At 68.8% G+C, this 25160-nt stretch carries 27 protein-coding genes; 15 read left to right on the top strand and 12 right to left on the bottom strand.

The window, feature by feature from the left end; genetic code table 11:
* Positions 1 to 162: 162 nt before the first annotated feature.
* Both nifS and nifU read right to left on the bottom strand, forming a co-directional pair.
* Complete coding sequence (nifS, locus tag Q1K70_RS15335; RefSeq protein ID WP_300161288.1) at positions 163 to 1347, bottom strand: cysteine desulfurase NifS; 1185 nt, start codon at positions 1345 to 1347, stop codon at positions 163 to 165.
* Positions 1344 to 2195, bottom strand: a complete 852-nt coding sequence (gene nifU / locus Q1K70_RS15340) for a Fe-S cluster assembly protein NifU (RefSeq protein ID WP_300161290.1) — start codon at positions 2193 to 2195, stop codon at positions 1344 to 1346. Before nifU ends, nifS begins: the two co-directional genes overlap by 4 nt.
* Before the next feature lie 395 nt (positions 2196 to 2590).
* Between nifU and Q1K70_RS15345 the strand changes: the two genes are divergently transcribed.
* The 4 genes from Q1K70_RS15345 (at position 2591) to proC (ending at position 5570) form a co-directional block, all read left to right on the top strand.
* Positions 2591 to 2968 (top strand): CrcB family protein, encoded by a 378-nt coding sequence (locus tag Q1K70_RS15345; protein WP_300161292.1) that lies wholly within the window; start codon positions 2591 to 2593, stop codon positions 2966 to 2968.
* Positions 2969 to 2995: 27 nt separating this feature from the next.
* The gene (locus Q1K70_RS15350; protein WP_300161293.1) at positions 2996 to 4225 is read left to right on the top strand and encodes a DUF190 domain-containing protein; all 1230 of its coding nucleotides are present in this window, start codon (positions 2996 to 2998) and stop codon (positions 4223 to 4225) included.
* Between the two features lie 123 nt (positions 4226 to 4348).
* Positions 4349 to 4765 carry a nucleoside-diphosphate kinase gene (gene ndk / locus Q1K70_RS15355; protein WP_300161295.1) on the top strand — a complete coding sequence of 139 codons (417 nt, stop codon included), beginning with the start codon at positions 4349 to 4351 and terminating at the stop codon, positions 4763 to 4765.
* A gap of 4 nt (positions 4766 to 4769) precedes the next feature.
* Complete coding sequence (gene proC / locus Q1K70_RS15360) at positions 4770 to 5570, top strand: pyrroline-5-carboxylate reductase (protein ID WP_300161297.1); 801 nt, start codon at positions 4770 to 4772, stop codon at positions 5568 to 5570.
* 84 nt (positions 5571 to 5654) lie between these two features.
* On the opposite strand, the gene Q1K70_RS15365 is transcribed toward proC, so the two are convergent.
* The 5 genes from Q1K70_RS15365 to Q1K70_RS15385 form a co-directional block, all read right to left on the bottom strand.
* Complete coding sequence (locus Q1K70_RS15365) at positions 5655 to 5861, bottom strand: cold shock domain-containing protein (RefSeq protein WP_300161299.1); 207 nt, start codon at positions 5859 to 5861, stop codon at positions 5655 to 5657.
* Between the two features lie 143 nt (positions 5862 to 6004).
* Positions 6005 to 6940 carry an adenosylcobinamide-phosphate synthase CbiB gene (gene cbiB / locus Q1K70_RS15370; RefSeq protein WP_300161301.1) on the bottom strand — a complete coding sequence of 312 codons (936 nt, stop codon included), beginning with the start codon at positions 6938 to 6940 and terminating at the stop codon, positions 6005 to 6007.
* A gap of 175 nt (positions 6941 to 7115) precedes the next feature.
* On the bottom strand, positions 7116 to 7673 hold the full coding sequence (locus Q1K70_RS15375; RefSeq protein WP_300161303.1) for an epoxyqueuosine reductase QueH: 558 nt from the start codon (positions 7671 to 7673) through the stop codon (positions 7116 to 7118).
* A gap of 4 nt (positions 7674 to 7677) precedes the next feature.
* Positions 7678 to 9138, bottom strand: a complete 1461-nt coding sequence (locus tag Q1K70_RS15380; RefSeq protein ID WP_300161305.1) for an Rne/Rng family ribonuclease — start codon at positions 9136 to 9138, stop codon at positions 7678 to 7680.
* 57 nt (positions 9139 to 9195) lie between these two features.
* The gene (locus tag Q1K70_RS15385) at positions 9196 to 10182 is read right to left on the bottom strand and encodes a radical SAM protein (RefSeq protein WP_300161307.1); all 987 of its coding nucleotides are present in this window, start codon (positions 10180 to 10182) and stop codon (positions 9196 to 9198) included.
* A 63-nt stretch (positions 10183 to 10245) separates the two neighbouring features.
* On the opposite strand from Q1K70_RS15385, the gene Q1K70_RS15390 reads away from it, so the two are divergent.
* The 6 genes from Q1K70_RS15390 to murJ are packed head-to-tail and all read left to right on the top strand — an operon-like array spanning position 10246 to position 17852.
* Positions 10246 to 11145: a tRNA (adenine-N1)-methyltransferase gene (locus Q1K70_RS15390; protein WP_300161309.1), complete on the top strand. Its 900-nt coding sequence runs from the start codon at positions 10246 to 10248 to the stop codon at positions 11143 to 11145.
* Positions 11146 to 11178: 33 nt separating this feature from the next.
* Positions 11179 to 12801, top strand: a complete 1623-nt coding sequence (locus Q1K70_RS15395; protein WP_300161311.1) for an ATP-binding protein — start codon at positions 11179 to 11181, stop codon at positions 12799 to 12801.
* Between the two features lie 56 nt (positions 12802 to 12857).
* Positions 12858 to 14123 (top strand): AMP-binding protein, encoded by a 1266-nt coding sequence (locus tag Q1K70_RS15400; protein WP_300161313.1) that lies wholly within the window; start codon positions 12858 to 12860, stop codon positions 14121 to 14123.
* A gap of 24 nt (positions 14124 to 14147) precedes the next feature.
* A complete protein-coding gene (locus Q1K70_RS15405) occupies positions 14148 to 15458 on the top strand; it encodes a ChaN family lipoprotein (protein ID WP_300161315.1) in 1311 nt (436 codons plus the stop codon).
* 2 nt (positions 15459 to 15460) lie between these two features.
* Positions 15461 to 16306, top strand: coding sequence for a bifunctional DNA-formamidopyrimidine glycosylase/DNA-(apurinic or apyrimidinic site) lyase (mutM, locus tag Q1K70_RS15410; protein WP_300161317.1), 846 nt, complete (start codon positions 15461 to 15463; stop codon positions 16304 to 16306).
* Positions 16307 to 16319: 13 nt separating this feature from the next.
* Positions 16320 to 17852, top strand: coding sequence for a murein biosynthesis integral membrane protein MurJ (gene murJ, locus Q1K70_RS15415; protein WP_300161319.1), 1533 nt, complete (start codon positions 16320 to 16322; stop codon positions 17850 to 17852).
* Positions 17853 to 17880: 28 nt separating this feature from the next.
* Here the strand turns inward: murJ and Q1K70_RS15420 are convergent, their stop codons facing one another.
* Entirely contained in the window at positions 17881 to 18786 is a 906-nt protein-coding gene (locus tag Q1K70_RS15420; protein ID WP_300161321.1) for an NAD(P)H-binding protein, read from the bottom strand.
* 183 nt (positions 18787 to 18969) lie between these two features.
* Between Q1K70_RS15420 and Q1K70_RS15425 the strand changes: the two genes are divergently transcribed.
* Complete coding sequence (locus tag Q1K70_RS15425) at positions 18970 to 19860, top strand: AraC family transcriptional regulator (RefSeq protein ID WP_300161322.1); 891 nt, start codon at positions 18970 to 18972, stop codon at positions 19858 to 19860.
* 82 nt (positions 19861 to 19942) lie between these two features.
* The gene (locus Q1K70_RS15430; protein ID WP_300161324.1) at positions 19943 to 20653 is read left to right on the top strand and encodes a TerC family protein; all 711 of its coding nucleotides are present in this window, start codon (positions 19943 to 19945) and stop codon (positions 20651 to 20653) included.
* Positions 20654 to 20719: 66 nt separating this feature from the next.
* Here the strand turns inward: Q1K70_RS15430 and Q1K70_RS15435 are convergent, their stop codons facing one another.
* Entirely contained in the window at positions 20720 to 21019 is a 300-nt protein-coding gene (locus Q1K70_RS15435) for a hypothetical protein (protein WP_300161326.1), read from the bottom strand.
* 185 nt (positions 21020 to 21204) lie between these two features.
* Here Q1K70_RS15435 and Q1K70_RS15440 point away from each other — a divergent pair, with 185 nt between their 5' ends.
* Complete coding sequence (locus Q1K70_RS15440; RefSeq protein ID WP_300161327.1) at positions 21205 to 21963, top strand: methyltransferase; 759 nt, start codon at positions 21205 to 21207, stop codon at positions 21961 to 21963.
* 79 nt (positions 21964 to 22042) lie between these two features.
* Here the strand turns inward: Q1K70_RS15440 and Q1K70_RS15445 are convergent, their stop codons facing one another.
* Both Q1K70_RS15445 and Q1K70_RS15450 read right to left on the bottom strand, forming a co-directional pair.
* Positions 22043 to 22282, bottom strand: a complete 240-nt coding sequence (locus tag Q1K70_RS15445; RefSeq protein WP_300161329.1) for a hypothetical protein — start codon at positions 22280 to 22282, stop codon at positions 22043 to 22045.
* 199 nt (positions 22283 to 22481) lie between these two features.
* Positions 22482 to 22925, bottom strand: coding sequence for a phosphate-starvation-inducible PsiE family protein (locus Q1K70_RS15450; RefSeq protein ID WP_300161331.1), 444 nt, complete (start codon positions 22923 to 22925; stop codon positions 22482 to 22484).
* Positions 22926 to 23142: 217 nt separating this feature from the next.
* On the opposite strand from Q1K70_RS15450, the gene Q1K70_RS15455 reads away from it, so the two are divergent.
* Positions 23143 to 24006: an alpha/beta fold hydrolase gene (locus Q1K70_RS15455; RefSeq protein ID WP_300161333.1), complete on the top strand. Its 864-nt coding sequence runs from the start codon at positions 23143 to 23145 to the stop codon at positions 24004 to 24006.
* Positions 24007 to 24107: 101 nt separating this feature from the next.
* The gene (locus Q1K70_RS15460) at positions 24108 to 24593 is read left to right on the top strand and encodes a GNAT family N-acetyltransferase (protein ID WP_300161335.1); all 486 of its coding nucleotides are present in this window, start codon (positions 24108 to 24110) and stop codon (positions 24591 to 24593) included.
* Here Q1K70_RS15460 and amrA read toward each other — a convergent pair.
* Positions 24590 to 25141 (bottom strand): AmmeMemoRadiSam system protein A, encoded by a 552-nt coding sequence (gene amrA, locus Q1K70_RS15465; RefSeq protein WP_300161337.1) that lies wholly within the window; start codon positions 25139 to 25141, stop codon positions 24590 to 24592. The genes Q1K70_RS15460 and amrA overlap by 4 nt on opposite strands.
* Positions 25142 to 25160 lie beyond the last annotated feature (19 nt).

Here is a 25160-nt window from a genome sequence, read left to right on the forward strand (position 1 = left end):
TGCCGGCTTTGCGGCCTGCGGGTCCGGGCCGATTCCCCGACCACCACTGCCGACGCAACGCCGCCCGTCGTTCCCGACGCAGTGACTCCCGCCCCGTCGGGGGGGACCGGGGGGGATCATCCCCCCCGGCCGCCGGAGGCATCTTCTTCCCCCGCTATCCCCCTAACACGTGCAATTCGCCTTGGGCGGCGAATCCTCGCGGAAGGGCGACATGCGCCGCAGGGTGCTGATGACGCCGGGCAGGGTTTCGAGCACGAGGTCCACGTCGGCCTCGGAGGTGTAGCGCGACAGGCTGAAGCGGATGGAGCCGTGGGCGAAGGTGAAGGGCACGCCCATGGCCCGCAGCACGTGGGAGGGCTCGAGACTGCCGGAGGTGCAGGCCGAGCCGGAGCTGGCGCAGATGCCGAACTGGTCGAGCATGAGCAGGATGGCCTCGCCCTCGACGTACTTGAAGGCGATGCTCGAGGTGTTGGGCAGGCGATGCTCGAGGTCGCCGTTGACGATGGAATCCGGGACGCTTGCCAGGATGCCGGTCTCCAGGCGGTCGCGAAGGGCCTTCACCTGGGTGTTTTCCGCCGCGATGTTCTCCCTCGCGAGCTTCATGGCCGCAGCCAGGGCGATGATGCCGGCGGTGTTCTCCGTGCCGGCCCGACGGCCGCGTTCCTGGTGGCCGCCAATGAGAAAAGGTCGGAAGGGCGTTCCCTGGCGCACGAAGAGGACGCCCACGCCTTTGGGCGCGTGGAGCTTGTGGCCGGAAAGGGCCAGCATGTCCACGGGAAGCTTGGTCAGGTCGATGTCCACCTTGCCCACGGCCTGGACCGCGTCGGTATGGAAGAGCACGCCGCGGGCCTTGCAAAGGGCCGCGATCTCCGGGACGGGGAAGATCGTCCCGGTCTCGTTGTTGGCGTACATGACCGACACGATGGCCGTGTCGCGCCGGATGGAGCGGGCGAGTTCTTCGAGGTCCAGGCGGCCCTTCTCGTCCACGGCCAGGTACGTGACCTCGTAATCCTTCTCCTCCAGGTGCTTGGCCAGGCTCAGCACGGCCGGGTGCTCCACCCGGGTGGTGACGAGGTGGCGCTTTTCCGGATTGGCGGCCAGGGCGCTCAAAATGGCCGTGTTGTCGGATTCCGAGCCGCAGGAGGTGAAGATGACCTCCTCGGGCTTGCAGCCGAGGGTCGCGGCCACGTCGGCCCGGGCCTCCTTGAGCTTGGTGCCCACGTGACCGCCGAAGGAATGCATGCTCGACGGGTTGCCGTACCAATGGCCGAGGTAGGGCAGCATGGCCTCGACGACTTCCGGGGCCACCATGGTGGTGGCGTTGTTGTCGAGATAGACCGGATTCATTTGCCCGCCTCCCTGACCGTGATGTCGGGTTCCACCAGCTCCTGCAGGCGCTTTTGCACGAAGTCGGTGAGCGTCACGTTGCTGACCGGGCAGCCCTTGCAGGCCCCGCGCAAAGACACGAGCACCGTCTTGCCGTCGATGTCCACCAGTTCGATGTCGCCGCCGTCCTTTTTGAGGTTGGGACGAATCTCCTCGTCCATGACCTGCGCCACCCGGCGCATGCGTTCGAGGTTGGTGAGCCCCTTGGCCGGGGCGGCCTCGGACGCGGCGGGCGCGGGCGCGGGCCGGCCGAGTTCGTCGTCGAGGATGGCCTTGAGCTTTTCCAGGCAGTCGCCGCAGCCGCCGCCGGCCTTGGTGAAGTCCGTGATCTCCTCCACCGTGCGCAGGCCGTTTTCCCGCACGGCCCGGCGGATCTGGCCCTCGTAGACGCCGAAGCACTTGCACACCAGCTCGCCCTCGGGCTCGTGCTGGGGGGCCTTCTCGCCCAGGTAGTCGGCCAGGGCGGCCTCCAGGGCCTCCTGCCCCATGACCGAGCAGTGCATCTTCTCCTTGGGCAGCCCGCCCAGGTATTCGGCGATGTCCTTGTTGGTGAGCTTTCTCGCCTCCTCGACGGTCTTGCCCTTGAGCAGCTCCGTGAGCACGGAGCTCGAGGCGATGGCCGAGGCGCAGCCGAAGGTCTGGAAGGTGGCGTCCTCGATGACGCCGGCGTCGTTGATCTTCAGAAAGAGCTTGAGCGCGTCGCCGCAGGCCAGCGACCCCACCTCGCCCACGGCGTTGGCGTTTTCAAGCTCGCCCACGTTGCGGGGATGCAGAAAATGATCCCTGACCTTGTCGGTGTATTCCCACATGTGCCGTACCTCCGTGCGCGTGCCCCGGCTTGCCGCCGGCGGCGCGAATCCAGTGTATGCCGCATCCCGGTCCGTGGAAAGGGGCCGTCCCCTTTTTCGAACCGCCGAACAATTTCATACCATAATGAGAGGTTTCTCCAAGTCAACCATCCGCTTTACCCCAATCGCCCCATGCGCTATGGAATCCTCGACAAAAACATGCCGGTTTTCTCGCCCGACGCCGCCGACGACGCCAGGGCCACCAGTGGCGCGTTCCCCAACGAACACGACCGGATCGTGGAGAAAAACGACTTTTCGAACGTGTTCTTCCGGAAACTCCCAGGACGGGATTCCGGCACGCGACCCTGGCCGCAACCACGACGCGGCGGCGCGGCCGTCGCCTCGGGAGAGGCGCGATGCTCCAGAAACTCGCAATCATGTCCCTGGCCGGCGCGGCCGGCACCCTGGCCCGCTACTGGCTCTCCGGCTTCGTCTACGACCACGTCGGCCGCAATTTTCCCTGGGGCACGGCCGTGGTCAACATTCTCGGCTGCTTCCTGTTCGGCCTCATCTGGGAGATGGGCGAGGGGCGCATGCTCATCCGCGCCGAGACCCGGGCCATCGCGCTGACGGGTTTCATGGGCGCGTTCACCACCTTTTCCACCTTCATCTTCGAAAGCGGCGCCTACATGGAGGACGGCCGCTACCTGGCCGCCCTGGCCAACGTGGGCTTCCAGACCGTGGTCGGCTTCGCCGCGCTTTTCGCCGGGCTGGTGCTCGGCCGGATGTTGTAGCCCGGGGTCCCGGAAAAGGAATACGCCATGGCGGAGTACGCCGAAGTCGAACTGTTGCGCGTGTATTGCGGCGAATCGGACCGCATCGACGGCCGGCCGGCTCACGAGGTGCTGGTGGAACTGGCGCGCCGCCACGGCGCGGCCGGGGCCACGGTCCTGCGCGGAGTGCTCGGGTTCGGGGCCGGCAGCCTGGTGCACACGGCCAAGCTCCTGCGCCTGTCCGAGGACCTGCCCATGATCGTCGAGATCGTGGACCGCCCACAACGCATCGAGGCGCTTTTGCCGCGCATCGAGGCCGCGGCCAAGGGGGGGCTCATCACCCGCCAGCGCGTGAGCGCCCATTTCCACTGCCCCGTGCGGGTGCACGACGTCATGGCCGTGGACGTGGCCACGGTCGCGCCCGACACGCCTTTGCCCGAGGTGGTCGACCTCTTGGTGGCACGCGAGGTCAAGGCCGTTCCGGTCCTCGACCCCAAAGGGCGGGTGGCCGGCATCGTCACCGGCGGGGATCTGCTTTCGCGCGGCGGCCTCGGGGCCAGGATTTCCCTCCAGGAATCCCTGCCCGAGGCCTTCCGCCTGGAGGAACGCGGCCGGCTCACCGGACGCGTCGCCGCCGATGTCATGACCGCGCCCGTGACCACCATCGCCGACAAGGCCGGCCTTCGCGAGGCGGCCCGGATCATGACGAAAAAGAGCCTCAAGCGGCTTCCGGTCGTGGACGCGGCCGGGGAGCTCGTCGGCATCGTCAGCCGGGCCGACATCCTGCGCTCGGCCGCCTCCCTGGCCCCGGCGGCCGAAGCGTTGCCCCGGTTCACGGCCGGGCTCTTCCAACTGGCCCGGGACGTGATGTTCACGGACGTGCCCACGGTCGGCCCGGACGCGCCGCTTGCCGACGTGGTGGCCAAGATCGTGGCCTCGCCCCTGCGGCGGGTAGTGGTCGTAGACGCGGAGCGCAAGGTGCTCGGCATCGTGGTGGACGGCGAACTGCTGGCCCACTGCGGCCCGGGGCGAAAGCCCGGCATCCTGCGGGCCCTTTTCGGCTCCGGCGGCGACGAGGCCGTGGCCTGCCCGGCCGGCACGGCGGCCGAGGTCATGGAGCGCCGCGTCCACACCGTGCCGGAGGACGCCGCGCTCATGGACGTGCTGCAAAAGATGCTCTCCTGCCAGTGCAAGCGCCTGGCGGTGGTGGACGACGACGGCAGGCTCCTCGGCATGGTGGACCGCGACGCGATCCTGCGGGGCATCGCCGGGACGTGAGACGCTCCCGGGGGCGCGATTCCCCTTTGCCAAGGCGGCCGTTTCGCGGTAAGCCCCGGCTCGCCGGGCTCCGCCTTTTCCCGCGCCCGGCTTCCATCAAAAAAATCGCAAGGAGCAACACGCATGGAGCGCACCCTTTCCATCATCAAGCCCGACGCCGTTTCCCGCAACCTGTCCGGAGCCATCCTCAAGATGATCCAGGACGCGGGACTGAAAGTCGTGGCCATGAAGATGATCCAGCTTTCCAAGGCCGAGGCCGAGGGCTTCTACGCCGTGCACAAGGCGCGCCCGTTCTTCGGCAGCCTGGTGGACTTCATGATCTCCGGCCCGGTGGTCGTTTCCATCCTCGAAGGCGACGACGCCATCGCCCGCTACCGCAAGCTCATGGGCGCCACCAACCCGGCGGGCGCCGAGGAAGGCACCATCCGCAAGATCCACGCCCTGGACATCGAGAAGAACTCCGTCCACGGCTCCGACGCCCCGGAAACCGCCGCCTTCGAGACGTCCTACTTCTTCAGCGCCCTGGAAATGGTGGGCTAGGGCCATGGCCGCCGTCATCGGCTTTCTGGGCGCGGGGAACATGGGCGCGGCCATCATCGGCGGCCTCGCCGCCGTTCCCGACGTCTCGGCCATGGCCTACGACGTGGATGCGGCCAAGGTGGACGCCCTGGTCGCCGGCGAGCTGGCGCGAAAAGCCCCGACGCCCGAGGCCCTGGCGGCGGGCAGCGACTACTTGGTCCTTTGCGTCAAGCCGCAGTACCTGGCCGGGGCCATGGCGGACCTCGCGCCGCACCTCAAGCCCGACACAGTGGTCTGCTCCATCGTGGCCGGCGTGACCGTGGCCAGGCTGAAGTCGCTCACCGGCGGCAAATGCCCGGTGGTGCGCATCATGCCCAACACCCCGGCCCTGGTCGGCGCGGGCCAGTTCGCCCTGTGCCTGGACGACTCGGCCCTTTCCTGCGGGCAGAAGGCCTTCGTCGGGGAGCTTTTCGCCAAGCTCGGCCGCACCTACGTGCTGGAGGAGAAGCACTTCGACGCCTTCACGGGCCTGGCCGGCTCGGGTCCGGCCTACGTGCTCTACTTCATGGAGGCGCTCATCGAATCCGGCGTGCTCATGGGCTTTCCCCGGGACAAGGCCACGGACATCGTGACCGGCCTTTTCTCGGGCACGGCGAGGCTCGCGACCGAGACCGGGCAGCACCCGAGCGTGCTGCGCGAGATGGTGACCTCCCCCGCCGGCACCACCATCGAGGCGCTCATGCACCTCGACCGCAAGGCGGTGCGCGCCGCCATCATCGACGCGGCCGCAGCCTCGCGGGACCGCTCCAAGGCCCTCGGCGGCTGAGGCGGCCCCGTGCTCACGTCGCGACAATAAGCCCCCGCCGCGCATGGCGCGGCGGGGGCTTATTGTATCGTTTCGTCGTCGCGGTTAGACAGGTTTGACCACATTGGTGGCCTTGGGTCCCCGCTCGCCCTGGATGATGTCGAACTGGACGGTCTCACCCTCGCGCAGGGTGCGGAAGCCCTCGCCCTCGATGGAAGAGTAGTGGACGAACACGTCGTCCTCGCCCTCGCGCATGATGAAACCGTAGCCCTTCTTGTCGCTGAACCATTTCACGGTGCCTTCGAATCCCATACGTCTGCCCTCCTGAAAAAATCTTACTTTACTCCATAGCCTTACCGTCACAGAATCGTCAACAGAAAAACCACGTTTCTTCTATTTCCATCTTGTAAGCATATATCGCTATCCATGTGCTCCGCAAAACACCCTATGTCAAATCAGGCATGCAGCAAAATAGTGCGCAGAACAATAATTACGATCGCAACAATTCCTCCCGACAACAATACCAACCGGGCAAGACGTCCATAGCGCATGGCATTCCAGGGCGCGCCGGCCGGTCCCATGACGGGCTTCTGGACACGGACGCCGAAATACAGGGCCTCGCCGCCCATTGCTCCCCCGCACAGCCAAGCCGCCATAGCCATGGGCCAGCCGGCATTGGGGCTGGCGCTCTTGCCCGCATCCCGCCGCACGTCCCCAAGCGCCACGTTGGCGGGAAAGCCGAGCAGCCTTGCGGCCAACCACATGGAAAGCGCGGTCAGGCGCGCCGGCAGCCAGGCCAGGACGTCGTCGGCCCGGGCCGCGAAAAGGCCCAGACGGACGTAGCGCGGCGTGCGGTACCCCCACATGGAGTCGGCGGTGCTCACGGCCTTGTAGGCCCAGAGCCCGGCCGGCCCGGCCAGGGCCAGCCAGAAAAGCGGCGCCACGAAGCCGTCGTTGGCGTTCTCGGCCACGGACTCGGCCAGGGCGCGCCACAGGCCGTCCGCATCCAGGACGGACGTGTCCCGGCTGACCAGGCCGGCCACCACGGCGCGGGCGGCCTCGACGTCATTTGCGTTCAAAAACCGTGCCGCCCGGCGTCCTTCCCGCAGCAGCTGGCCCAGGGCCAGGCCGGCCCAGGCGAAATACAAGCCGAAGAGCCAGCCCACGGCTGGCAGGGCGCACAGCAGCAGGACGCAGCCCGCGCCGGCGACGGCCACGGCCAGGACCCCGGCCGCGCCGAAGGCCCGGCCACGCAGGCCCCAGGCGTCGGCCAGCCGATCCAGGAAGCCGTAGGCCGCGCCCATGGCCCGCACCGGATGCGGCCAGCCCGGCGGATCACCCAGCAGCAGGTCCAGGACCACGGCCAGGGCCAAAAGCAACGGTTCAGGCATGACGACATTCCTCACAGCCGCATCGGCTCCGTCCCACCCGCGACGGAACAGCGAACCTATCGGCGAATCTATCATTCGTGGATGAAAAGACAAGACCACTCGCCAAAAACGAGAGTCCCCCTTGCGGGGAGGTCCAGGAGGGGGTCACCCCCTCCTGGCCGCCGGAGGCTCTCCCCTACTCCACCTCAGGCGGCCGGCGCAGCTTCCTGGCGTAGCGGTCGAGTTCGCTCAGGACGCAGCCGCAGTAGGGCTGGCGGTAGACGCCCCACTCCCTGGACAGGGCCACGCCCTCGTCCCAATGGACGCGGAAGTCCCGGTAGAGGAAGGACACGCCGCGGGCCTCGGCCCGGGCCTGGCCCAGGGCGGCGAGCACGGCGTGGTCCTGGTACTTGCTGTAGAGAAGCGACGAGGTGAAGGCGTCGCAGCCGAGATCGGCCGCGGCCACGGCGGCAGCGTCCAGCCGCTCCTCCCAGCAGGGGGCGCAGCGCCCGGCCGGGTCGGCCAGGCTGCGGCGCAGGTGCGGCACGGGATCGTAGTCGCCAAAGCGCATGTCCACGCCGAGGATGGCCGCGACCCGGGCCGCGCCGTCGCGCCGGCGCAGGTATTCCATGGCCGGCTGGATGTTGGGGTTGAAAAAGAGGCCGACCACGTCGTAGCCGGCCTCCTTGAGGCGCAAAATGGGCGCGATGGCGCAGGGGCCGCAGCAGACGTGGAGAAGAATCCGCCCGGCCATGGCGCTACAGCGGGGCGATGACGATCTTTTTCTTGAATTCCTCTTCCATGGCCGACAGCCGCGCCCGCTTGAAATTGAGCAGGTACAGGGCGAGCTCCTCGCCCACCTTGGCCGTGACCGTCTCCTGGCCGCTGTCCTTGCGCATCTGGCGGTAGATGTCCTTGAGCACGGTCAGCGCCTGCCATTCGTGGTTGCGGCGCTGGCCCGAGCCCCGGCAGCAGGGGCAGGGCTCGGAGGTGATGGAGAGCGCCGAGGAGCCCAGGCGCTGGCGCACGATCTCGAGCAGCCCGAAGCGCGAGATGCGGCCCACGTCGGTGCGGGCCCGGTCGTTTTTAAACGCCGCCCGCAGGGTCTTTTCCACCTCGGCGACGTGCTTGCGGTCCTTCATCTCGATGAAGTCGATGACCACCTGGCCGCCGATGTCGCGAAGCCGCAGCTGCCGCGCCGCTTCCTCGGCCGCCTCCACGTTGGTTTTGAGCGCCATCTCGCGGAAATTCGATTCGCCGCCGATCTTGCCGGAGTTGATGTCCACGGCGGTGAGCGCCTCGGCGTGGTCGAAGACCAGCACCCCGCCGCTTGGCAGGGTGACCTCCCGGCCGTAGAGTTGCTCGATCTGCTTGCGCAGGTTGAAGCGGTCCCACAGCGGCACGTCCATGTCCGCATGCTGTTTGACTATGCCGGGACGGCGCGGATAGACCAGCGCCGCCATCTCGGCCACGCGCTCGGCGGTCTCGGGCTCGTCCACCCAGATCTCGCCCACCTCGTCGGTGAGGTAGTCGCGCACGGCCCGGGAGGACAGGTCAAGCTCCTGGTAGACCAGGCTCGGGTTGTCCGCCGTGGTGCCGCGCTGGCGCACCTCCTTCCACAGGCGCTTCAGGTACGACAGATCGCGCTCCAGCGACGTCTTGGACTGGGTCAGGGCGGCGGTGCGCACGATGATGCCCAGGCCCTCGTCGAGCTTGAGCCCGGCGATGGCCTCCTTGAGGCGCTTGCGCTCGGTCTCGTCCTCGATCTTGCGCGACACGCCCCGCTGCTCCCGGCCCGGGGTGAGCACGAAATAGCGGCCGGGCAACGACAGGTAGGTGGTCAGAAACGCGCCCTTGTGGCCGGTGGGCTCCTTGACGACCTGGACGAGCAACTCCTGGCCCTTTTTGAGCGCCTTCTGGATGGGCGGGTACTTGGGCCGGCGTTCGCCGGCGTGGACGGTCTGGTAGTATTCGGGGTGGACCTCGTCGATCTGCAGGAAGCCGTTGCGCTCCGCGCCGTAGTTGATGAAGGCGGCCTGCAGGGCGGGGTCGATGTTGTGGATCCTGCCCTTGTAGATGTGTCCCCGGGTCTTGGCCTGGTGGACCATCTCCACGTAGTACTCGACGAGCATGCCGTCCTCGGCCACGGCCACTTCGACCTGCTCTCCGGGCAGCACGCCGATGAACATCTTCTGCTTGCGTTTGTTTCCTCTGCTCATCGTCAAAAAGCTCCCTGCCTCCTGCGCGGTCGCGCCGGGGCGAAAAATGTTTTCCGGCTAGCCGGAATAGAAAATCTCCCGCCCCTCGACGCGCTGGCGCACCGCGCCGTCGCGCTCCAGGGCGTCAAGGGCCGCCTGCACGGCGTCGAGGGAATGGCCCAGGGCGGCGGCAAGGCCCCGGGCGGTCTGCGGGCGTCGTTTCACGGAGGCCAGGAGGCTCGGGCCCAGGTCGTCGTTGCGCCGGGCGGCCAGGGCGGTCGGGCCGTGCCCTTCGGTCGCGGGCTCCGGCGCAGGCGCGGGACTTGCGGCGGCGGGGCCGAGGGCCTGCCGGAAGCGGGCCAGGACCGGCTTGAGCACGGCCGTGGCCCCGGGATGGGCGCCGGGGCGCGAAAGGGTCACCACGTCGACCCGGTCGGGCGAAAGCTCCCGGCAGTAGTCCCGAAGCGCTTCGAGGTTCTCCTCGGAGTCGTTGATCCCATCGGCCAGCAGCACCTCGAGGCAAAGCGCGCCGCCGTAGCCGGCCCGGAAATCGAGCAGCCCACGGCGAAGCCCGCCAAGGTCCACGGCGGCGTGGGGACGGTTTAAGCGCGCGTACTCGGCCGCGACCAGCGTGTCCATGGAGGGCAGCACGATGTCGGCCGCCCCGAGGGCGGCCCGCACGTCGGGATCGGGCAGGAGGCTCGAATTGGTCAGCACGGCCACGGGCACGCCCGGAAAAAGTTCCTTGGCCCCGGCGATGATCTCGGCGCAGTCGCTGTTGAGCGTGGGCTCGCCGAGCCCGCCCAGGGTGACGGCGTCCGGCCGGCCGTGGCCGGCGGCCTTCCACCGCGCCAGCTCGGCCAGGATCTTCCCGGCCGGGACGTAGGGCTTGCGGGCCACGGTGAGGGCCTCGGTGGGGCCGGCCTCGCAGTAGAGGCAGTCGAACGAGCAGATCCTCGCGCCGAGCAGGTCGAGACCGAGCGACAAGCCGAGGCGGCCCGAAACGACGGGACCGAAAATGAAACGTGGGGCGTCCGTGGCGCGATCCTCCTTGTCGCGTCGCATGCGGCTTGACAGTCCGGCCCCGCCCGGGGACAAGGGCCGTCATCAAGCGAACCGGAGCGTACTGTGAAACAGGGCGATTTGATACTTCTGGTCTCTCCCAAGGGCAAGCGATATCTGCGGCGTTTCGAGCCGGGACTGGTGCTGCACACCCAGGAAGGCATGATCCGCTTCGAGGATGTGGACGCCGCCGGCTGCGGCGGCGCGGTGTCCACCCATCTCGGCCACGCCTTCCGCATCCTGCGCCCGTCCACCTACGACCTGGTCAAGGGCGTCAAGCGCTCCACCCAGATCATGTATCCCAAGGAGATCGGCTACGTCCTGCTCAAGCTCGGCATCGGCCCGGGCGTGCGGGTGGTGGAGGCCGGCAGCGGCTCCGGAGGCCTCACCCTGGCGCTCGCCTGGCACGTGGGCGAGACGGGCCGGGTCTATACCTTCGAGCGGCGCGAGGAGTTCTTCGCCCTGTCCGGCGAAAACCTCGACGCCGTGGGCCTGTCCGACCGGGTCAGCCGCTTCCGCCACGACATCGCCACGGGATTTCTCCCGGATGGCCGCATTCCCGGCGACCCCCTCACGGATCCTTCCGACGCCGACGCCCTGTTTCTCGACGTGCGCACGCCCTGGGACTACCTGGAAGGGGCGGCCGCCGTGGTGCGCCCGGGCGCGCCGGTGGGGTTCCTGCTGCCCACGGTCAACCAGATAAGCGAGCTCCTGGCCGCCCTGGAGCCCTCGCCCTTCGAGGACGTGGAGGTGCTCGAAATCCTGGTGCGCCGCTACAAACCCGTGCCCGAGCGGCTGCGACCCGAGGACCGCATGGTGGCCCACACGGGCTTTCTGGTCTTCGCCCGCCACGGCGGCCGGGACGTCTACCGCCGGCCGGAACCGCTCCCGCCGCCGCCTCCGGGACTGGTCCAGGCGGCTCCCGAGGCCGCCGGCACGACGGACGAGGACGCGCTGCCCGATTGACCTCGACCGAGGCAAGAGCTACTACTTCATACCATGCCCCATCTTGCGTCCAGCGCCGAAGCGCCCCGCGTCCTCAAGCGCCTCCTCGACCCCCTGACGCTGCTGCTCGGGATACCGGCGACCGTGCAGGCCTCGGCCGAGGAACCGGCCTGGCCCGACCCCGGACGCGAGGCCCACGTCATCCTGCACCGGGAATTCGCCGATCGCGGCCCTTGTCCGTTGCTGGAATCGAGCAAAACCATTCCCCTGGACGGCGGCCCGCCCACGACCCCCTGCCCTTTGGGGCTGACCGTGCGCCGCTTCGCCCTGCCGCTCGGCGAAGGGCGTACGGGGCTTTTGACCATCGGTCCGTATTTCAAACAACCCGAGGCGCGCCAGGCCCTGTTCGGGCACTCGGCCGCCGCCAACGCCGCCCTGGCTCTTTTGCCCTGCGTGCCGGCCGACCGCCACGACCTGCTCAAGACCTTCTACCGGGAGTTCGCCGCCTTCGCGGGCGCGGCCGCCAAGGCCGGCGCGGCCAAGCAGACCTTCCTGGCCAACATGAGCCATGAGTTGCGCACGCCCTTAAACGGCATCATGGGCATGCTGTCGCTGCTCCTGCAGGGCGAACTGCCCGAGCGCCACCGCCAGTTCCTGGATCTGGCCATGGACGCGTCCAACCAACTGCTCGGGGTCATCAACGACCTGCTGGAGATGACCAACATCTCCATGGGCAGGCTGGATCTGGCCGACGAACCTTTCGCCCTGCGCCAGGGTCTGGCGCCGCTTTTTGCCGCCTGCGCCGAGGACGCCGCCCGCCGGGGACTCGATTTTTCCGCCGTCGTGGCCGACGACGTGCCCGACGACCTGACCGGAGATCTGACCCGGCTGCGCCAGGTGCTGCTCAACCTCATCGGCAACGCCGTCAAGTTCACCCAGCACGGCTCGGTGGAGGTCCGCGTCTGCGCCGAACCGCCGGGGCCCGGGCAGGAGGGCGTGGTCCTCTGCTGTCGCGTGCGCGACACCGGCATCGGCATTCCCAAGGAAAAGCAGCAGCTCATCTTCGAAGGCTTCGCCATCGGCGAGGAGTTCCTCAACAAGCGCTACGCCAACAGCGGCCTGGGCCTGTCCATCTCCAAGGAGATCGCCGAGAAGATGAACGGCGGCCTGCGTCTTGAAAGCGCGCCGGGCATGGGCAGCGAATTCACCTTCACCGCCCGGCTGCGCCGGGCCGCGCCCGTCACGCCGGCGGCCTTCCGCTGCCACGGCGCGGTCATCGCCTGCGCCGAGGACGAGCCCGTGAACCAACTGCTCGTGCGCAGCATCCTGGAGGACCAGGGCTACGTCGCCCTGGTGGCCGACTCCGCCCGCAACCTTCTGGAGATCCTGGCCTCCACCCGGGTGGACATGGTGCTCATGGACATGCAGCTGCCCGAGGCCGACGGCCTTGAGCTGGCGGCGCGCATCCGTTCGGGCGGGCTTCCCTCGACCGAAGCGGACGTGCCCATCGTCGGCCTGTCGGCCCAGGCCCCGGCCGAGGAGCACGCCCGCTGGCAGGCGGCCGGTATCCGCGACCACATCGTCAAGCCCGTCACCCGGCAGCGGCTCCTCGACGCCGTCTCCCAAGCCCTTGCGGGGAGCCGGTCCACGGACGGCTTGAAATCCGAATCCGCCTAGGCTATAAGGCCCCTCTTTTTCCCGCCACGGGATTTTGCCTCCAAAGGAGACCCGTCATGACCCGCAAGGACCGCACCGAGGGCATCTATTCCCGCCGGGAAGTGCTCGACGAATCCGAACGCCGGCAGTACTACCAGATCCAGATCAAGGATCTGCTTTCCTACGCCTACCGGTATTCCGAGGACGTCAAGAAACGCTTCGACCGGGCCCAGTTCCAGGCTTCCAAGTTCAAGACCCTCTCGGACCTCAAGCACATTCCCATTCTCAAGAAGAAGGAACTCATCTTCCTCCAGTCCATGGGGCCGCGCCTGGGCGGCCTGCTCACCAAGGACATGGGCGAACTGCGCCGCATCTTCCTGTCTCCGGGACCCATCTTCGACCCCGAGGACCGCGAGGAGGACTACTGGGGCTGGACCGAGGGCTTCTACGCCTGCGGCTTCCGCTCCGGCGACCTGGTGCAGGTGACGTTCCCGTACCACATGACGCCGGCCGGCCTCATGTTCGAGGAGCCGCTCAAAAACCTCGGCTGCGCCGTGGTGCCCGCCGGCCCCGGCAACTCCGCCACCCAGCTCGAGATCATGCAGAAGCTGCGCGTGACGGGCTACGTCGGCACGCCGAGCTACCTCATGCACCTGGCCCAGAAGGGCGAGGAAATGGGCCTCAACCTCCGCAAGGACCTCTACCTCGAGGTGGCCTTCGTCACGGGCGAGAAATTCTCCGAGAAGCTGCGCGCCAACCTGGAAAAGAAGTTCGACGTCATCATGCGCCAGGGCTACGGCACGGCCGACGTGGGCTGCGTGGGCTACGAGTGCTTCCACAAGACCGGCCTGCACATCGCCAACCGCGCCTTCGTGGAGATCTGCCACCCCGACACCGGCATTCCCCTCAAGGACGGCGAAGTGGGCGAGATCGTGGTCACGGCCTTCAACAAGACGTATCCGCTGATCCGCCTGGCCACGGGCGACCTGTCGTACATCGAGCGCGCTCCCTGCCCGTGCGGGCGCACCTCGCCCCGCCTGGGCTCCATCGTCGGCCGCGTGGACACCACCGCCCGCATCAAGGGCATGTTCGTCTACCCGCACCAGGTCGAACAGGTCATCACCCGCTTCGAGGAGATCAAGCGCTGGCAGATCGAGGTCACCAACCCCGGCGGCATCGACGAGATGAACCTCATCGTCGAGGCCTCCAACTTCAAGCGCGAGGAAGACCTGCTCCACAAGTTCCGCGAGAAGATCAAGCTGCGCCCGAGCCTCACCGTGGTCGCGCCCGGCACCCTGCCGCCGCAGATCCGGCCCATCGAGGACAAGCGCAAGTGGGATTAGGCCACGACTGACCCCGAAACGACCATGCACGCGCCGCACGCCACACGCGCCGCTTCCAGGCGCGGCCGGGGCCGGGGACTCTCCCGGGCCCTGGCCGCGTTCGTGTTGGCCGCCCTGTTCGGGGCGACCCTTGGCGGCTGCGCCGGCAAGGCGGCGCTGTCCGGGGCGGGCCAGCCGCCCGTCGCGCCCGAATCCCTGCTGACCGCCGCAGGCGCGCCGCTTTCCCCGGCCGCCTTCGCCGCCGATTTCGCCCGCGCCGACTACATCCTCGTCGGCGAGGAGCACCCCAATCCCTGCGACCACCTGGCGCAGGCCGCCGTGATCCGCCGCCTGGCCGCGGCCGGCGTGCGCCCGGCCATCGGCCTGGAGATGGTCCCGGCCGACCGACAGGACGTGCTGGACGCCTTCCATTCCGGCAAGCTGGCCGTAGCCGACCTGCCCCACGCCCTCGACTGGGGGAGGACCTGGGGCTACCCCTTCGCGCTCTACGCGCCCATCTTCGAGGCGGCCCGGGAATACGGGCTGCCCGTCTTCGCCTTGAACGCCCCCGAGGGCCTGGCCCGCAAATCCGGCCGCCTGGGCCTCGACGGCCTTTCCCCGGCCGAGCGCGCCGCGCTCCCCGGCCAGGTCGTGCCGCCGGACCCGGCCCAGGTGGAAGAACTCAAGGAACTTTTCGCCAGCCACGCTGCCATGATGGAAAAGGCGGCCAAGGCCGCCAAGGACAAGGGCGGCAAGCCGGCCGGGAGGCCCAAGGCCCCTGCTCCGGCTCCGTCCGGCCGCGACCGCTTCGCCGGCTTCGTCGCGGTGCAGGCCCTGTGGGACACGCAGATGGCCCAGCGCGCTGTTTACGCCCGGGCGCTCACCGGCCGCCCGGTGGTCATCGTCGCCGGCGGCGGCCACGTGGAGCGCGGCTGGGGCATCGCCAAACGCCTGGCCGTCTTCGATCCCGGGGCGCGCATCGTCACGGTCATGCCCCACCGGGGCGGCGACGCGCCGGACGCGGCCCTGGCCGGATATTTCTACGCCTGCCCGGCCATGCACAAAAGCCGGCTCGGCATGACCCTTTCCCACGAGGCCCCGGCCAAGGGCCAGGCCGCGACCGGGCTTCTGGTCACGGCCGTCGTGCCGGACTCCCCGGCGGCCAAGGCGGGACTGCTCGCCGGCGACGCCGTGACCGCCGCCGGAAGCCATGCGGCGACAAGCCTCGCCGTCCTGCACACCGCCGCCATCGAGGCGGCCAAGGCCGGCGAGCCCCTGCGCCTGACCGTCCACCGTGCCGGCGAGACCCTGGAAATCGCCATTCCTCTCGACGTCCCGACCACGCCCAGGAAGTAGCCGTGCCCGAATTGCCCGAGGTGGAAACCATCGCCCGCGCCCTCGCGCCGGGCCTGCTCGGCCGCGCCGTGACGGGCCTGGACGTCCCGGACCCCAAGGTCCTGGCCGGCCCGCGCGCCAAGGCCGCTTTCGCCAAGGCTTTGGCCGGCCGCGCCATAACCGAGGTCTCGCGCCGGGCCAAGCTCCTGCTCGTGCGCCTCGGCCCCCGGCCCGGGAGCCCGGACGAGGCCCCGGCCGTCATCGCCTTTCATCTCAAGATGACCGGCCGCTTCCACATCGCCCCCCTGTCCGCGCCAGCGCCCGAGCGGGCCAGGCTCCTGCTGCGCCTTGACGACGGCAACGCGCTGGTCTTTTCCGACCTGCGCCGCTTCGGCACGGCCCGGGTCCTTTCCCCCGAGGCCTTGCGCGCCTGGGATTTCTACGCCTCCCTTGGCCCCGAGCCCTGGGACATGACGCCCGAGGCGTTCTGCGCCGCCCTTTCGGCCCGGTCTACCCGCGTCAAGGCGGCGCTCCTCGACCAGACGCTCATCGCCGGCATCGGCAACATCTACGCCGACGAGTCGCTCTTCGCCGCCGGCGTCCATCCCGAAACGCGCTGCCGCGACATCGCCCCCGAAAAGCGCCGAGCGCTGCTGGCCGCCGTCCAGTCGGTCATCATTCGGGCCATCGCCGCCGGCGGCAGCACCATCCGCGACTACCGCACCCCGGACGGGGTGGAGGGCGGCTTCCAGAACGAATTTTCGGTCTACGGCAAGGCCGGCGAACCCTGCCCGGCCTGCGGGCGCGCACTCGTCTCCGTCAAGGTGGCCGGCCGGACCTCGACCTTTTGCCCGCGCTGCCAAAAGTGAGTAGGACCTTTCCATGTCGCAACACGTGAGACAGATCGCCAAGGATGCCTCCATCGTCGGCGGCGCGACGCTTCTTTCGCGCATCCTCGGCTTTTTCCGGGACATGATCCTGGCCTACGTGCTCGGGGCGGGCATCGCCGCCGACGCCTTCTACGTGGCCTACCGGCTCCCCAACATGATGCGCCGGCTCTTCGCCGAGGGTTCCATGACCATGGCCTTCGTGCCGGTCTTCACCAAGCTGCGCGAAGAGGAAGGCGACGCGCGCGCCTTCGCCATGCCTCGGGCCGCCATGGTCTGGCTGCTCATCATCCTCGGCGTGCTCACCACCCTGGCCATCGTCTTCGCCCGGCCGCTGACGGCGCTGATCACCCCGGGCTTCACCGACGACCCCAAGCTCTTCGAGCTCACGGTGGAACTCACGCGCATCGTCTTCCCCTACATCCTCGAGATTTCGGCCGTGGCGCTTTGCATGGGCGTGCTCAACTCCTTCGGCCACTTCCTGGCCCCGGCCCTGGCCACCTCGGAGCTCAACACCATCATCATCATCGGCGCGGGCGTGGCCTGGCTCTTCGGCTTCGACGTGGCCCACACCCTGGCCTGGTCCGTGGTCATCGGCGGCCTGGGGCAGGTGTTCATGCAGCAGCCGCAACTGCGCAAGTTCGGCTTCACCTGGCGCGGCCCCTGGTCGCTGCGGGACAAGGGCGTGGTCCGCATGGGGCTTCTGATGCTCCCCACGGCCTTCGGCGCGGCGGTCTATCAGCTCAACATCGTGCTGGGGACGCTGCTGGCCTCCTACCTGCAGACCGGCAGCATCTCCTACCTCTACTACGCCGACCGGCTGGTGCAGTTTCCGCTGGGCGTCTTCGGCGTGGCCGTGGGCACGGTGGCCCTGCCGAGCCTGGCCAAGCTGGCCTCCTCGGGCCGGAACGGCGAATTCACGGACACGCTCAACGCTTCGCTTCGCCTGACGCTTTTCATCTGCCTGCCGGCGGCGGCGGGGCTCATCGCCCTGGCCGACCCCATGGTGCGCGTGCTCTTCGGCCGGGGGGCCTTCGGCGAGCATGCCGTGGCCGCGACCAGCGCCGCCCTGGTCGCCTACGGCGTGGGCCTGCCCGCCTTCGCCTGCGTGCGGCCGCTGTATTCCGCCTATTTCGCCCTGACCGACACCCGCACCCCGGCCGTGACCGCCGCCGTGTGCCTGGTGGTCTACGTCGCGGTCGGCTGGGCGCTGATGGGCCCCATGGCCCATGTGGGCCTGGCCCTGGCCACCTCGGTCTCGTCCTGGGTCAACGTGCTGGTGCTGGGCGTGGTCCTGCGCAAGAAGCTCGGCGGGTCGTGGTTTCGGCCCGGGCGCACCACGGTCGTCGGCACGCTCCTGAGTTGCGGCGTGGGCGCGGGGGCCTACGCCACGGCCGGCCGGCCGTACCTGTCGCTGGCGCTCATCGTCGTGTGGGCCGTGGCCTACATGGGCGCCGCCTCGGTCTTTCGCGTGGAGGAAGCCAGGCTGCTCTCGGATTTCGTACGCCGCCGGCTGCGGCGGCAATGACGGATGCCGGGGAGCCCCGGCATCCGGTTTATCGCCTTTGCGCCGCCAGGCGCGGCGCCCACTGCTCGCGCACGAACGTCTCCAGGCTCTCCCGCGCCGCGTCCTTAGCCGAATGCGGCGTCAGGGCGCGAAGCCGGCCGGAGTTGATGCCCGCGACCACTTCGAGCATCAGCCGGACGACGTTCCCGGCGCATCCCGCCTGCCGCAGGCGCTCCTCGAACGCCTCGGCGGACTCCATGGCATAGGGCAGCGCAGACCGCCCCAAGACCTGCCCGAGAAGGGAGGCCGCCTCGGTCATGTCGCCCGGGCGCGGCCCCTTGACCTCGCGCATCGCCTTTCCCGAGAAGTCCGACGCCAGCAGCGCGGCGGCCGCCGCGGTCCCCACATCCCGGGCGGCCACGAACGGAAGCGGCGTTTCGGGACGCAGGGGGCCGACCAGCGCGCCCTCCTCGATGGAAAGCGCATACAGGTTCTCCAGGAAATACCCGGCCCGAAGGGACAGAAGGTCGAGCCCGGGGATGCGGCCGAGGCGCTCCTCCAGCCGGCGCAGGCCCGCCACGGGTCCGTTTCCCTCGGGCAAATCCGCGCCCCAGCTGCTCAGAGCCACGGCCCGGGCCGTGTCCGACCGTTCGAGGGCCAGGCCCAGGTTTTCCACGAGCCTGTCCTGAAACCCCCGAAAATCCGGATGGTCGGGGATGTAGTTGGGCTGCAGCATGACATAGGCCGCGTCGGCCCCGGCAAAGGCCCGGGCCAGGCCCGGGGCGTCGAGGGGATCGACGACGCGGACCTCGGCCCCCCTGTCCGCCAATGGGGCCAGGCGCTCGGCGCTGCGGCCGAGCACGCGCACCCTGGCACCGTTATCCAGCAGATGCCGCGCCGCCGCGCTCCCCGTGCGGCTGGTCGCACCTGTAACGAGATAGGTCGTTTCCTTCATGGCGATAACCTCCTTGGCGAACCGTTTTCGCTTCGTGTTTCCATGCCCGGACAAGTAATGCCTCCAGGCGCGCCGGGCGATACCGGATCGCCGCAACTTCTTGCCTATTCGTATCAGGCGAATTACTTCATCCGGAAGGCGCACGGCAGCCGCCAGGACGTGACGTCGTCAAAGAGGCGCAACATGTCGCAAGAATTGAGGGAACTGATGACGTCCCTGGCCAGCCGCGAGGGAGACACGCCAAGCCTCCTGCCGGGGATCACCTTTTCGCGTCACAGCCGGCCCCAGCCACGCGCCCCGGCCATCTACCAGCCCGGCGTGGTCATTCTCGGCCAGGGGCGCAAGCGCGGCTTCCTCGGCTCGCAGGCCCATGTCTACGACCCGGACAACTACCTGGTGCTGGCCGTGCCCCTGCCCGCCGAATGCGAGGTGCTCGCCGCCCCGGACGGCCCCATGGTCTCCATGCGCCTGGACGTGGACGCCGGCATGGTCGCCGACCTCCTGCTGGCCATGGAGGGCGGCCGGCCCCAGCCCCTTCCCACGCCCCGGGGCGGCATCGCCCCGCCCCCCATGACCGGGGACGTGCGCGAGGCGGCGACGCGCCTGCTGCGCGCCCTGGCGTCGCCCATGGACGCCCGGGTGCTCGGCCCGGCCCTGGCCAGGGAGCTTTTGTACCGCGTCCTTCTCGGCGAGCAGGGCGGCATGCTGCGGGCCCTGGCCGCCGGGCAGGGGGATTTGGCCGGCATCGTCCGGCTGCTGCGCCGCATCCACGCCGACTACGCCGCCCCCCTGGACATCGGCGGCCTGGCCAGCCTGACCGACATGAGCCCGGCCACCCTGCACCGCCGCTTCAAGGCCGTGACCGCCGTCTCGCCCATGCAGTACGTCAAGGCCGTGCGGCTGCATAAGGCCCGGCTGCTGATGGTGGCCGACGGCCTGGGCGCGGCTGCGGCGGCCTCGCGCGTGGGCTATGAAAGCCCGTCGCAGTTCAGCCGCGAATACAAGCGCCTCTTCCGGGCGACCCCGGCCGAGGACGCGGCCAGGTGGCGCGCCAGCGGCCAGGCCCTGCCCTGACCGGGCGTTTGACCGGGCCGGCGCCTTCCGGTACCGTCATCATGAGCGCCCTCCGCGCGTTTCCGTCCCACAGGAGCCTTGCATGCCCCTTTTCACCGTGGAAAACCTGATCGCCTTCCTCACGCTTTCCGCCCTGGAGATCGTGCTCGGCATCGACAACATCGTCTTCATCGCCATCATCTCCAACGCCCTGCCGGCCGAGATGCAGTCCAAGGCGCGCCGCATCGGCCTGCTTCTGGCCATGGGCACCCGCATCCTGCTCCTGCTCGGCATCACCTGGATCATGGGGCTCACCGCGCCGCTTTTTTCGGTGCTCGGGCACGTGGTCACGGGCCGCGACATCGTGCTTCTGGCCGGCGGGCTCTTTCTCATCGCCAAGTCCACCTTCGAGATCCACGAGAAGATCGAGCCGCCAAGAGGCGGCGGGCCCCACGTGAAGAAGGCCCGGGGCTTCGGCGCGGCCGTGACCCAGATCGCGCTGCTCGACATCGTCTTTTCCCTGGATTCGGTCATCACGGCCGTGGGCATGTCCGGGGAGATCGCGGTCATGGTGGCGGCGGTGGTGGCGGCGGTGCTGGTCATGATGGTCTTCGCCGACCCCATCAGCCATTTCGTGTCGCGCCATCCCACCGTGCAGATGCTGGCCCTGTCCTTTCTCATCCTCATCGGCGTGTTCCTGGTGGCCGAGGGACTGGGGCGGCACATCGACCGGGGCTACATCTATTTCGCCATGGCCTTTTCCCTGCTGGTGGAACTGCTCAACATGCGGGCGCGCAAGGCGGGCAAGGAATGACGAAGCGGCCGCCCGGACGCGACTTGCGCCGGACGGCCGCTTCGGGAAATGGGACCGCGGGGGATGCTACCAGCCGTGCTGCTGCCGGCAGACGTTGTACCCGACGTTGCAGTTGTTGATGCACTGCGGCACGCCGGCGCACACCATCATGCAGTTCTGGTAGCTCCTGTCGCATCCTCTCCTGCCCCGCGGCGGGGGTGGCGGGGGCGGCGGCGGGGGCGGCATCCGGTTCGGCATGCACTGCCAATACTTGTTCGACCAGTGCGTGCCCGGCGGACATTGGGCGAAGGCGCACATGTCCGCCACGACCAGATTGGCGATCAACACGATGCACGCAATCATGGCCCAGCGCAAACTCGTTCGCATGCTCTCCTCCTTTCGGGGCGTTGCTCTTCCTATCCCATTCCTGCCCGGAAAGCACAACGGATTTCCGGGAGAAAGGCTCCTGTCGTCACGGACGGCGGCAAGGCGCGAGGCGGTCCTACGGCTTGCAACAAGCGCGCCCAACGCGCGCCCGGCTTTCATGATTCTCACGTTCCCGGGAGGCGGCCATGACCGTTGAGGAAGCCCGACGCCTTTTCCCGCGCGGTCTGGCCCAGCCGGAAGGCGGGTTCCGCTTCGGCGCGGACGCCCTGCTCCTGGCCTGCTTCGCCGCGCCTTCGCCCGGCCGGCGGGTGTTGGACCTCGGCACGGGCTGCGGCCCGGCGGGGCTGGGGCTGCTCCTCGCCCGAAACGACGACGCCAGCGCCGTGCTGGGCCTGGACAAGGACCCGGACATGGCCGCGGCGGCGACGGCCAACTCGCAGCTTCTGGGCCTCTCCGACCGCTTCACGGCGTTATGCCGCGACGTGCGGGAGATTCGCGACGCGCCCCAGGTCCCGGCCCAGGGCTTCGATCTGGTGCTGGCCAACCCGCCCTACCGCGACCCCTCTTCGGGCCGGCGGGCGGCCACGCCCGGCCGCGACGCGGCCCGGTTCGAAACCGACGGCGGCCTTCCCGCCTTCGCCGCCGCAACCGCCTACGCCCTGACCACCGGCGGCCTGCTGGCGCTGGTCCACCTGGCCGAACGCCTGGCCCACGTGGCCACGGCCCTGGCCGCCGCCGGCCTGGAAATCAAGCGCCTCCTGCCCGTGGCCCCCCGGCGCGAGGCCCAAGCCCGGCAGATGCTGGTCCTCGCCCGGCGCAACGGCCGGCCGGGACTGCGCCTGGACGCGCCCCTGGTCCTGTACGAAGGCACGGGCCAAGCCACGCGGCTTACGGCCGAAGCCCTGCGCTTTTGCCCCTTTCTCGCCTGCAACGCCGGGCAATGAAAAAAGGGGGACGCCCCCTCCGACGTCCCCCACATGCCGGTCCGGCGTTTCCCCATGTCGCGCCGAACGCTTGCGTCGCTCACTTCTTGCCGAAAAGCTTGTCCGGTTGCGGTTCCGGGTCGGTTGCCCCGACCACGGGCGCTGGATTGCGGCGCATGGCCATGCCCGCCTCGGCGAGCCTTGCCACCGCGCTTTGCGAGGCGACCACGGCGTTTTCCTTGACCACGCCCTTCTCACCGGCCGGAAGTCCCGGCGGATCGGTCACATACACGAGAGCCCCCAGCGCCGCCACCACCATGACGTACAGCAACCGCTTCATGACCTTCCCCCTTTGCTTTTGGCCGCCCGAGACGGCGTCCGCCCGCTTACCCTGCTCCATAAAAGCCAGAACCATGCCAATGCGAATACGCCGCAACCTCTTGACATCGCTGCTTGGCCGACCCGATCCGGCCTGCCGCTCCCAAAAAACAGGAACCAGCGCCAAGGAAATGACCATATTTCAGGAATCCTCCGAAGCCTCAGGCCGCCGTGGCTTCGTCCGGCAGAAACCGCGCCGCCAGGGCGTTTCGCGCCGTCACCAGGATATAGGCCACGGACAAAAGCACGATGGCTCCGGCGCAGGCCACCAGCTGGCCGTGGTCGATCATCATGGACCGGCACACCGAGGTCACGGCGATGTAGAGGATGTAGCGCAAGGGAAAATGGAAATTCTCCTCGAAGTACTTGATGATCATGAATACGAATTCCAAGGCCATGAACAGGTTGTAGGTATGGATCCAAAAGGCGTGCTCATCCCAGGAAACGGGCTGGACGATGATCATGCCGAGCATGATCATCTCCTTGACCCCGAAGATGAAGAGCAGCCCAGTGAGCGCCAACAGCAAGGTGCTGACGATCCGGCGCATGACGCCGATGCTGCCCATGGCCAGCCGGCAGTCGCTCGTCGCGGTGAGAAGTCCCATGACGTCCTCCTTTTCTGCGTCCCGGCATCGGGCCCGGCCTGTGCTCCGCTTTTTCCAGGCGTCTCCCCTCTACGTCCGGGCCGGATGGAATACACGCCGAAACGCGGATGATTCGGTGGCGCACAAAGGCGGTTCGGCAACGGTCCGTTGATCGGGAGCAATGCCGCAGACATGGGCGGCCGGTTGATTTTTTCCTTGTTTGATCGCATGTTGCTTCATGCGTCAAATGCTTCGGCCCCTTGCCGTCCTGCTCGTCGCGGCGGCCGCGACCCTGGCCCCGGAGGCCCTCATGGCCGACACGACCGTCCTGGACCGGCCGGCCATCGCCGCCCGGCTCTTCCATCCCCGGCCCGAGCCCGCCCCGGCCCGGCAAAGCCGCGACCGCTTCGCCGCCGCCCCGGACGGCACGCGGCTTCACCTGCGCGAGCACATCAGTGACGCGTCCTTTGCCACGCTGCTCCTTTTCCACGGCAACGGCGAGATCGCCTCGGACTACGACGACCTGGCCCCGCTCCTCGCCGGGCTTCGGCTCAATCTGGTGGTGGCGGAATTTCGCGGCTACGGCCTGTCCGAGGGCGAACCCACGGCCTCCAGGCTCGCTTCGGACGCGGACGCGGCCTTCGGTTTCGTGAAGGCGCGGCTCGAGGCCGCCGGCGCGTCGCCGAGGCTCATCGTCATGGGCCGGTCGCTCGGCAGCGCCTGCGCCCTGTCCCTGGCCGCCTCGCACCCGGGGGGGGTGGACGGGCTGGTCGTCGAAAGCGGCTTCGCCGGCACGCTGGCGCTTTTGCGTGTGCTCGGCCTCGACGCCCGGGCCTACGGCATCACGGAAGCGGACGGTTTCGGCAACCTGGAGCACGTCCGCAGCTACGCCGGGCCGACGCTTTTCATCCACGGCGCGCGAGACGACCTCATCGCCCCGGGTGAAGCCAGGGCGCTCTACGCCGCCTCGCCCTCGGCCCAAAAGGCCCTGCTCCTCATCCCCGGGGCCGGGCACAACGACCTCTTTTTCGTCGGCCGGGAGCGCTATCTCGACGCCCTGGCGAGGCTGGCGACCCTGGCGACGGGCGCGGAAAGAAAATGAGCCTTTGCCCGGCCGGGCACGGGTGTCGTGGACCAAAGCCGATCACGGTCGACGCGCGGCGCTCCCCGGCGACCCGTGACACGCAGACCGGAGGAAAGCCCATGCGCCTACGCCAGGCCGAGGAATCGGATTATCCCGGCATCATCGCCGTGCTCGACGATTGGTGGAACGAACGCAAGATGACGGACATGCTGCCCCGGCTTTTCTTCAAGCATTTCCGGGACACGAGCTTCGTGGCCGAGGAGGCGGGAAGCGCGGTCGGCTTTCTTATCGGCTTCGTCTCCCGGACGGACCCGAGGCAGGCCTACGTGCACTTCATGGGGGTGCACCCGGACCGCAGGCGACAGGGGCTGGCCAGCGCCCTGTACGGGCGCTTTTTCGAGACCGTGGCAAGCCTCGGCTGCCGGGAGGTGCACTGCGTCACCTCGCCGGCCAACGCAAATTCCATCGCCTTCCACACCCGCCTCGGTTTCGCCGTCGAAGCAGGCGACAAGGTCGTGGACGGCCAGGCCGTCCACGGCGACTACGACGGCCCGGGCGAGGACCGGGTGCTCTTCGTGAAGCGGATCGTTGCGGAGAACTCCTAGAAGACCTCGGCTTCGAACCACAGGAGCGTCGTGCCCGGCTCGCGCCAGCAGCCGGGCTCCAGGCCGGCCTTGCGGCAGGTCTGGTCGAGGAAGGCCTCGCGGTCCCATCCCCACTCCACCGGCACCTGGGGCAAGAGCAGGCCCGACCGACCGCCCCGGCGCACGAGCAGCCCATGGCGGCCTACCGTGACCTGGGACGCGTCCGGACAGGGCGTCAGGGGGCTTAAAACCGAGATCTCCACCGCCAGCTGGTCGAATTCCTGGCGGGAAAGCGGCGGGAAGCGCGGATCGCCGAAGGCGGCCGCCTCGGCCATTTCGGCGATGGTCTCGTAAAGGGGCGCATCGCCCACGATGTGGCCGATGCAGCCGCGCAGCCGGCCGCGCAAGGTCAGGGTGACGAACGCGCCGTGGGGCTCGCGCAGCACGTCGGAAGGCGGCTCGGGCAGGGCCGCCTTGCGCCCGGCGAGCCTCGCCGCGATGCGCAGGCGCACGAGGTCCTTGAGGTAGTCCTTTTCCTGGTCCGTCAAGGCGAAGCGGAAGGCGTCCATAAGGCCTCCTTGGGTTGCG

This window comes from Solidesulfovibrio sp. (genome assembly GCF_029978005.1).
Taxonomy (GTDB): domain Bacteria; phylum Desulfobacterota; class Desulfovibrionia; order Desulfovibrionales; family Desulfovibrionaceae; genus Solidesulfovibrio.